At 60.5% G+C, this 9,298-nt stretch carries 5 protein-coding genes and 1 tRNA gene; 3 read left to right on the forward strand and 3 right to left on the reverse strand.

Going from position 1 to position 9,298, the window contains the following annotated elements; translation table 11 throughout:
- Positions 1–53: 53 nt before the first annotated feature.
- Positions 54–2,294, reverse strand: a complete 2,241-nt coding sequence (locus tag JUK32_RS21295; RefSeq protein ID WP_204140882.1) for a PP2C family serine/threonine-protein phosphatase — start codon at positions 2,292–2,294, stop codon at positions 54–56.
- A gap of 108 nt (positions 2,295–2,402) precedes the next feature.
- Positions 2,403–2,744 carry an NAD(P)H-quinone oxidoreductase subunit M gene (locus tag JUK32_RS21300; protein ID WP_204140883.1) on the reverse strand — a complete coding sequence of 114 codons (342 nt, stop codon included), beginning with the start codon at positions 2,742–2,744 and terminating at the stop codon, positions 2,403–2,405.
- Between the two features lie 265 nt (positions 2,745–3,009).
- On the opposite strand from JUK32_RS21300, the gene cofH reads away from it, so the two are divergent.
- Complete coding sequence (gene cofH, locus JUK32_RS21305; protein ID WP_204140884.1) at positions 3,010–4,236, forward strand: 7,8-didemethyl-8-hydroxy-5-deazariboflavin synthase subunit CofH; 1,227 nt, start codon at positions 3,010–3,012, stop codon at positions 4,234–4,236.
- Here cofH and JUK32_RS21310 read toward each other — a convergent pair.
- Positions 4,125–4,778, reverse strand: a complete 654-nt coding sequence (locus tag JUK32_RS21310; protein ID WP_204140885.1) for a hypothetical protein — start codon at positions 4,776–4,778, stop codon at positions 4,125–4,127. The genes cofH and JUK32_RS21310 overlap by 112 nt on opposite strands.
- 213 nt (positions 4,779–4,991) lie before the next feature.
- Here JUK32_RS21310 and JUK32_RS21315 point away from each other — a divergent pair, with 213 nt between their 5' ends.
- Both JUK32_RS21315 and JUK32_RS21320 read left to right on the forward strand, forming a co-directional pair.
- Positions 4,992–8,543, forward strand: coding sequence for a substrate-binding domain-containing protein (locus tag JUK32_RS21315; protein ID WP_204140886.1), 3,552 nt, complete (start codon positions 4,992–4,994; stop codon positions 8,541–8,543).
- Positions 8,544–8,863: 320 nt separating this feature from the next.
- Positions 8,864–8,937 (forward strand) — tRNA-Val (locus JUK32_RS21320).
- The last annotated feature ends 361 nt before the right edge of the window (positions 8,938–9,298 follow it).

Consider the following 9,298-nt stretch of genomic DNA (forward strand, 5'->3'; position numbering starts at 1 on the left):
GCATGCCCTGATCAAGCATCACTGGCGAGGGCCGACCAGCGTAGCCCGGATCGTTAGTCAGTACACAATCCCTGCTGAGGGCTAGATGTGTCAAGTAAGGGGGCCGCAAAGGTGGCGACATCGCCTTGCAGAACCCAGCCCTCATCTCCTGGCATCGCGATCGGCCAGAGGAGAGCGGGGCGACCCCCCTCTAGGGCCGGTGGTAACGGCGCTTCGGAGCCTACGGTCGGGTTTGCCGTCGGGGTAGAACAGACTTGCAGACGCACCCATAACTCGCCAGCAGGCGTTTGTTGACGACTCCGCACCCGCACCACCGTCTGGGCAATCAGCAGCCGTTTGGGCGGATCGACTGCACTGGGGGCATCGGCGGCGGGAGGGGCCGGGGTCGTCATCAAGGTGGCCGCAGCGGTGGGGTCCGACAAAGTTTTGATTTGCAGATAATCGCCCACAGCCAGGTCAGCGATCGCGGTCGACCCGGTGGGTGGCTCAGCGGATGGCGAAAGGGTAGAGCCGCTAGGGGGCGCTGAGTCCTCCAAGGGGGCCGGGGCTCGGCGTTGCCACCATTGCCACCCGAGGGCAGCGATAATGCCGACCCCAGCGGCCACAAGCACACTGACAATGATTAGCGGCCATCGGTTTTTCGGCTGGGCTGGAGGGGGGGGGACGGGGCGCAGGGTCGTGGGAGCCGCTGCCGGGGGGCGAGCCGTGACCAGGGGCGCAGTGACATCGGGGGCGGCTTGCCGGAGCCCCTCCACCAGTTGCACCGGCACGGGGGCCACCGCCCCTCCGACTTGAGGACTCACCCGCAACAGCCCCACGGTGACGTTGTCATGGCCATTGTGGGTATTGGCTAAGGTGACCAGCCGTTGGGTCGCCTGCCCCACGTCGCGATCGCCCACCAACACGGGGTGTAGTTCCGCCGCCCAGAGCTGATCGACCAAGTCGTAATCACTGAGGCCATCGGAACAGAGCACAATCAAACTGTCGGCAGCGATCGCAAACAGCTGCACGGTGGGGTGCAGATGCGGGGTCGGGGCCATGCCCAGGGCTTGCACCAAGGCCCCCGCACCGGGATGCTGTAACGCTTCGGCATAGAGCCGCAGGCCCAGGCGCGTATCGCGCACGGCAATGTCATCATCCAGGGTGAGCTGGCGGCAATTGTGCGATCGCACCCGGTAAGCCCGACTATCGCCCAAATGTGCGACATACAGACAACCGTCGTACACCAGCGCCAGGACGATGGTGGTGCCCATGCGGCCCCGCTCGCGCTTGTGATCGGCATCGTTGCGCTGAGCGATCGCTTCATTCGCCCTCAACAGAGCCTGTTTCAGCGTCAGCACGAGGTCGGCGTGGGGCACGCCATTACGCACTAGCAACGGCTGGAGGGCTTGGGTGACTTCCGCGATCGCCGTTTGGGACGCAATGTTGCCGCCTTCATGGCCGCCGATCCCATCGCAAACCACTAATAATGGCGCTGGGGTGAGTTGATGGCTGGTCTCCGTCATCAGCTGCACAGTTTGCGCGGTGCCGCTGGCCGGAAAACAGGCGTCTTCATTGCGGTTGCGGGTTGGCCCCTGATCCGACTGCACCGCCCATTGCACCTGGCAGGGCTGCTGGGCCGATTGCTGTTGCAGCGCCTGCGCAAGGGAATTCACCAGGCCCCCGACTTGGCCCTGCCCCGCGACCAACTGCTGAGTTAACCGAGTCAAATAGTCGCGGATAGTTGGCGCGGCCTGGTTGACTAAGCCCTGCCAGTGTTGGCCTAAATCCTTTAAATCGAGCGGTGACGGATCAACAGTCACCATCAACAGCCGCACATCCTCACCATCGACCCGCACGAGGTCGGCAGCAAGCAGGCAATGGGCGACTCGCTGATCCAGACACGGTTGCCAAAGTTGGGCCAACTGCCAGAGCCACGACAACTGCTCGATGGCAGAAGCTTGGGGCCATGATTCAGTCAGCGCGGGTAATAAGTCAGGAGGGGCGTCGGCGTGGAGCTGTCCCCGCAGTGGCACCTCGTCAAGCAGCAACAACGGCTGGCCTTCAGCCTGTGACACCTGGGTGACAGGCCGAGGCATCGCCGTCAAATAAGGCGACAACACTAAATACGGCATGGCCGCCGCAGGAACGTCAGCTAAAGCAGGCGGCGGCAACTGGGGTTGCGTATCGCGCACGAGGGGAAAGCGAATGACCTGATAGCGCTGCGCCAAATAGCTGCCCGCTGGCAAGGGTGCGGCCACGGTGCCCTGTGCCCAGAGATAGCGCTGTATCGGTGGCAACTGCGAATTCGGCATAGGGGGCGATCGCCTCGCTCATCGGTCAGGCCGAGCAGAGCCCCATGCCCCACTCAAGCTACGAAATTATGCCACACCCTCTCCAGCTGGCTGAGGAAAACTCCCGGTTTACCCTTCGGTTTCGCTCACCACGCGGGGCAGCCCCATGCTGTAGTTCAGCGCGCGGGTTTTCAGGTTATAGCTAATTTCACCCGCCTGTAGCTGCTCTTTAACGAAGTGTTCGAGGTCAGAGCCAATGCGACGCAGGTTGTAGTCCGTGAGTTCGCAGTTACCGGCAGCGGCGACCAAGCGATCGAACTCCGCGTTGACTTTTTTCAGGGCTTCATCGCTCCAGAGGAACTCATTGTCGGGGTCAATATCCAAAGTCAGCACCGAGTCGCTGGGTACTAACTCTTCGTCAACGACTTCAGCGGCATAAATCAAAACATGACGAGTGGTTGATTTCAACATGAGCTCTTACAGTTCAAAAATAGTCGGCTAACCTGTTGTCATTGTAAAGGCAGGGCGATCGCTCGTCGGATCGAGATCTCATAGAGATTCATGAGGGCAGCCATAATCTTGTCCCCCACCCGGCGGCGATGCCCGATCCAACGCCGAATCACCCGTCCGGATCGGGCCAGTCCAGCCCTCGCATTGAGCACCGGGATGGTTAACCGACGGGGTTCTCCTTCACAATGGGAGAGTTGCCCCCTGCTGCTGAGTTTTGAGAACTGCCATGTCCCATCCCCTAGCCCCCATTCTTAACCGAGCCTTAGACGGCGGCGATGTGACTCCCGATGAGGGCCTGGCTTTGTTATGCACGGCTGACCCGGTGGCGATCGCGGCCATTCAGGCGACGGCCGATACCTTGCGACAACGGCAAGCGGGCGACACCGTGACCTATGTGGTGAATCGCAACCTCAACTTCACCAACATTTGCGAACAGCACTGTAGTTTTTGCGCCTTTCGTCGCGACGATGGCGAAGACGGAGCCTTTTGGGTGGACTGGGGAGCCATGGCCGAAAAAGCCGCCGATGCGGTAACCCAGGGCGCGACGGAGATTTGTATGCAGGGGGGCTTAAATCCCGCCGCCAAAGTCAACGGCAGTAGCCTGCAATATTACATTCAACTCATTCGCAACATTAAAGATCCGTGGCCGCAGTTGCACCTCCATGCCTTTTCGCCCCAAGAGATCCAGTTCATCGCCCGCGAAGATGGCCGGAGCTATGCCGAGGTGATTACAGCGCTGCAAGCGGCTGGTGTGGGATCGCTGCCGGGTACAGCGGCGGAGGTGCTGGATGATGCGGTGCGGCGGGTATTGTGCCCGGAAAAAATTGACAGCGAGACCTGGCTTGAAATTGTCGGGTTGGCTCATCAATTGGGCCTATCGACCACCAGCACGATGTTGTGTGGGCACATCGAAACACCCGCCCAGCAAATCACCCATTTTGAGCAACTGCGGCAGCTCCAGCAGCAGGCGATCGCCCAAGCCAAGCCCGCCCGCATCACCGAATTCATCTTGCTGCCCTTTGTCGGCGAGGCGGCCCCCAAACCCCTGCGACGACGGGTGGGACGCGACCAGCCCGTGCTGCGCGACGTGTTGCATCTGACGGCGGTGTCGCGCATTTATCTGGGCAACTGGATTCCCAATCATCAGCCGAGCTGGGTCAAGCTGGGGCTGTCTGGCGCAATTGACGCTCTGCAGTGGGGCTGCAACGACATTGGCGGCACCCTGATGGAAGAGCACATTACCACCATGGCGGGGGCCAAAGGCGGCACCTGTATGACGGTGAACGACTTGCAAGGGGCGATCGCGTCGATCAATCGGCCCCATCAACAGCGCGACACCCTTTATCGCCCCGTCGATGCTGGCCTGTCCGCTGCCCCAGGGATTGGCGTGTCGGCCTCAATGGGGAATAGCGTGCCCGCGCGACAGTCCCGCAGCCATAAGCGCACAGCTTGACCCATAATGCCGTCGCTGCTCTCTTGCGGCGGCGTAGGCGGTCGGCTGGGCTGATCCGCTGCCGCCAAGCGGGAAAACATCAGCGTTAGCCGCCAGCCCTCTGCCGTGGGCACTAAAAACAACCAGTGATACTGTTCCTGCCGGATCGTCTCGTCGTCGAGATAGCGGCGCTCCAAGGTGGTGAAAAAGACTTGTTGCGTAGCGTCGTCAGCGACGGGTTCAAACGCCAAGGTTTCCAACGGTAAGGGCTCAAATTCGGCGCGGCCCGCCAGCAGCATCGTGCCAAACTGGGTGTCGTCGGGGGTGGTGCCCAGGGTGCGCCGAGCGACGCGATTGGCATAACTGGGCAAGTCGCGCAGCAGCCCAGTGGTCAAGGTTTCCACGTTTTGGGGGCACACCATGGGCGGACGTAAAAAGGGCTCGATCGCGGCGGCGTTGGCCCAACTTGGGGCAGCGGCGATCGCCCCCATCGCCAGACTCAGCCCGCCGCTCAGGATTAACCGGAGCGCTACCATGCGATTGTGGGGTTTGGTTATCAACATCGACCTCATGGGCGCGGCAGGGCTTGAGCAACCGTTCTCTGGGCTTAACCTATCTTAGGGCGATCGCAAATACCAGCCCTGCACTACGACAGATTGCAACGTTGGGCACTCGAAATCTCATATCCTTAGTATCCTTATCAAAAATCCAGTGTGGAATGTCAGGCTAAGGCAGTCCCAGGTTGAATCGGCGGCTCATCGGTGAGGAGTTTGGGAATGGTGCAAAATCGTTCATTATTCGTAGTTTTGTTAGTGGCGGCAGGCTTCATCACGCCGACCCTAACGGGAGCGCAGGCGGCAAAACTGGCGCAAGGGGTGGATAATCCTGATGCCATGGACAATTCCGATGCCGAGGCGGCCCCAACGCCAGCGGCCAGCGAGACGGCTGTCGGTGCTGACGCCAAGTTTCAAGTGCCTGCCGATGGCTTACCCGCTGACGCGAGCCTGACCATCGAGGGCACCGCCAGCATGGCCACCATCACAAAATCGCTGGTGCAAGCCTTTGAAGCAAAATATCCCAACGCCACTGTCACCGTGGTCGAACAACCCGCCGAGGGGGCACTAAAAAACCTGCAAGCGGGCGAGGTGGAACTCATTGCGATCGGTCGCCCGTTGACAGCCGAACAACAAGCCCAGGGGTTAGTGCCGGTTTCCGTCAGTCGGGAAAAAATTGCGATTATTGTCGGCGCGGACAATCCCTTTTCGGGAGAGTTAGAGGCTACAGACTTTGTCAACATTTTTTGGGGCACGGTCACCAATTGGCAGCAATTAGGCGGGCCAGACCTGCCCATTCGCTTTATTGATCGACCCGAAACTAGCGATACTCGGGCGTCCCTGGGCGAATACGAGGTGTTTGGCGGTGACATGACCGCTGGGGAAAAAGCGATCCAGGTCGAGAATGACAGCACCGCCGCAGTCGTCGCGGAATTGGGCGATAACGGCATCAGTTATGCGATCGCCAGCCAGGTGCTCGACCAGGAAAATGTCCGGGTATTACCGATGTACGGCACCACCCCCGACAGTGGGGACTATCCTTATTCGCAACCGCGCAACTATGTTTATCTGAGCAGCCAGTCCCTCTCGCCCTCGGCATCCGCCTTTTTGGCCCTGGCCACCGATGCCGAAGGCCAAGCGGCGGTCGCTGAGGCCAAAGCGGCAGAAGCGGCAGATGTCGCCGTTGCAGACTTGCCCGACTACGTTTCAGCGATGCGCCCCGATGGTCAAGGCTTTGTGGTGGGCGATCGCGACGGCAACCTCATCCTGCGGCAAACCAACGGGACCGCTGTGGGCGAGCCCATCCCCGCCCATGCTGGCCCCGTGACGGCGCTGGCCTTTAGTGCCGATGGGCAACGGTTGATCAGCGGCGGAGCCGACGCCACCCTGCGCTGGTGGAATGCCGATGGCACCCCCATTGGCGACCCTAGCAATGCTGGCAATGAGGTCATCACGAGCCTCACGGCACAGCCTGACGGTGGCGTGATTAGTGCGACCCAAACGGGCACCTGGCAGCGGTGGGATGCTACGGGCAATCCCGTGGGTGCACCCGTTACGGGTCACGCCGGAGCGGTGCGCGATACGGCCCTGAGTACGGACGGTAGCACCCTGATTACGGCCAGCGACGACGGCACCATTCGCCTGTGGAATGTGGCCGATGGCACCCAGCGGGGCGAACCGATTACCGGACATCAAGGCCCCGTGCGCTCGCTCGCCGTGTTGCCCGATGGCCGCTTCTTCTCCGGGGGAGCGGATGGCACCGTGCGGCAATGGGCGGCCGATGGCACCAACATTGGCGAGCCACTTACCGTCTCTGGCCCCGTCACCGCGATCGCGGTCAACGCGGAAGGCAACAGTATTGTCGTCGGTGATGAAACTGGGGCGCTGCAATATCTCTCTGGCGATGGCGTGCCCGTGGGCGAGCCGTTGACGGACGTAGGTGCTCCGGTCGAGGCCCTGGCCCTCACCCCGGATGGTCAGCAACTTGTCGTGAGTGCGGGCGAGACGCCTCAGCTACGCGATAGTACCGGGGTGATTATCTCCGGCTCTGATCCCGACGGGGCTGATGGGGATGAGAGTGCGATCGCGGGGAATCTGCCCCCGTCGCTGCAAAATTTATGGGAACAACTGCAAGGCTTACCGCCCCAGGTGCTGTGGATTATTCCCCTAGCGCTCTTGGCGATTTTGCTGCTCGGGCTGCTGCGCAGCTTTCAGCAAGAGACCGACGACATTAGCGATGACGACGAGGAAACGCCCGAGTTGCTCCCCAGTGCCGACACTGCTGATGCGGTAGAAAGCTTGGCGGCGGACGATTTTTCAGCAGACGATTTTTCAGCAGACAACTTTGCGACGCCCGCTGCACCCAGACCCGCTGCAGCGGTTTCCCCGGCCCCAGCCGCTCCCCTGGCCGGATTTGCCTCCGACCTAACGGCAGAACCCATTGACGGCTCCCTCGCCCAAGCCAAACAAACGCTGCAAGAGGGCGTCAGTTTTGGCAAGGCGGGACGGTATCAACTGGCGCTTGACCGCTTCAATAAAGCGATCGAGCTAGCCGATATGGAACGTCTCAAGGCCGCTGCTGCCGGGACGACTTTAGTAGGAGCCAGCGCCGTCATTGCCCGGGGCTTAGCCCGACGCGGGGCCACCTTAGCCAACCTGGGTCGCGCGGATGACGCCCTCAAAAGCCTTAATCGCTCCTTAGAGATGGATCCCGACGATGCCGCCGCCTGGATTGGCAAGGGCAATGTCTTCATCCCGATGGGCCAACTGGACGAGTCACTGTTTTGCTTTGATAAAGCGATCGAGTTAAATCCCCACCTCGCCGCCGCTTGGCAAGGCAAAGGCCAAGCCCTTCAGCAAATGGGGCGCGATGCCGAAGCTCGCCAATGTTTCCAGCAAGCCGCATCCCTTGGCGGCCAGAACGACGATATCCCCCTCGACCTGGGCACCCCAGCGGTGAGTAACGCGGCCACATCGGTCTTGGAGAGCATCCCAGCCCCCTCGATCAATGCGGCGAATGCCAAAGAGTCACCGAGTTTTACCGCTGGTATTAGCACCCCACCATCGCCGCCGCCCGCGCCACGTCCCACGCCTCAACCGGCTGAGGCAAATCTGCCCGCTGATATGCCCATCGGCCCCATCGGGCTCAGCGCCGCCGATTCGGTGCAGTCCCCTAGTTTTGATGATGAGTTACCGTCCGACTTATTAGCCGCGATCGACGATCTCCCCACGGCCGACCAACCCACGACCGAGACGGTCATCCAGGCCCCATCGGCCCCCTCATCACCGACGACCGCCGCCATCAGTCCGACCGAGCCCCTACCCGACACTCTGGAAACCGCCGTCCCCGCAGACATTTTGCAAGCCGTTGGCGACTTACCCACCGAGGCCGAGGACGCCGACCCCAACGCGCCACTGACCAACCCAGTGAGCGTGCCCCCCGAGGTCGAAGCCATCCTGTCCGGGCAGTCAGATATCCCCGATCGCGAGGAAGTCGCCAGCAGTCCCGCTGCTGCCCGGCCCTCAGCCGCCGCCGCAGACGAGGATGAGGACGAGACGCTAGTCATGCCTCGGCCTGCCGTCACTGCCTCAGCACCGGACTCTGGTGTTGAGACAGCGTTGGATGGGTTACCGCCGGAAGTCTTAGCCGCCCTGGAAGGCATTCCGGCGGACTCTCCCGATAGCTTTGGCCTCTCGACGGCAGCCTCCGCTGAGCCCCCTGCCTCCCCCTCTGGAACCGAACCCTCTGAGGAAGATGAAAATACGGCTCCTTAAGCCGGCTCCATTCAAGCCAGCTCACTTCTTATGCTGACATGACAATCGTTGCAGCTCAGAGTATTGAGCGTGCAACGGTTGCAGCCCCTCACCCGATGCATCCAGTCACTGTAATGCGGTGGGGGCGCAATCAAACCGGGGCTGACGGCGATCTCGGCCTCAGCGGCCACAGTGATTGCTGGCGGTAATGATAATTGGGAGCGGTTACCGTGCGGTCTGCGCATTATCGGCTACTCCCGAAAACCATGCTGAGAATTGCTGATGTTTTGACTCCCCAATTGCACCGATCTTCATAACTGTGATATTTTATGAGTCTGCTAGGACGTATAGCTCAGTTGGTTAGAGCACCACGTTGACATCGTGGGGGTCACTGGTTCGAGTCCAGTTACGTCCATTAAGGATTACATCCCTTCTGCCAAGGCTTCAAGGGCAATTCTGAATAGTCTGCTTATACTTGGTAGAACTCTCTGAAGCTTCTTGAGACAGTTTTTTGTGTGCAGATTGTGTGCAAACAGAAAACAGCCCTGAATTTGCACGAATAAATCAATTGATGTCAGACGCAACACCGGCCTATCGCGGATACCGTCTCCAAACTCTGTATGCCCTCTCTCGGATCCTTGGATCCACTGAAGGATCAGATCTGGTTTTCCAACCAGAGGGCTTAGAGGATCTGGATATTCTAGTACCGCATAGCGGAAATGCATATACCCTTAAGGAGTGAGTTTTAGAGGCTGACGTCGAATGCCTGGTCCCGC

Source organism: Halomicronema sp. CCY15110, assembly GCF_016888165.1.
Lineage (GTDB): Bacteria > Cyanobacteriota > Cyanobacteriia > Phormidesmidales > Phormidesmidaceae > Halomicronema.

Bases quoted from the DNA above. Each gene is read 5' to 3' on its own strand.
- JUK32_RS21295 (WP_204140882.1), bottom strand. From the start codon at position 2,294: ATGCCGAATTCGCAGTTGCCACCGATACAGCGCTATCTCTGGGCACAG.
- JUK32_RS21300 (WP_204140883.1), bottom strand. From the start codon at position 2,744: ATGTTGAAATCAACCACTCGTCATGTTTTGATTTATGCCGCTGAAGTC.
- cofH (WP_204140884.1), top strand. From the start codon at position 3,010: ATGTCCCATCCCCTAGCCCCCATTCTTAACCGAGCCTTAGACGGCGGC.
- JUK32_RS21310 (WP_204140885.1), bottom strand. From the start codon at position 4,778: ATGTTGATAACCAAACCCCACAATCGCATGGTAGCGCTCCGGTTAATC.
- JUK32_RS21315 (WP_204140886.1), top strand. From the start codon at position 4,992: ATGGTGCAAAATCGTTCATTATTCGTAGTTTTGTTAGTGGCGGCAGGC.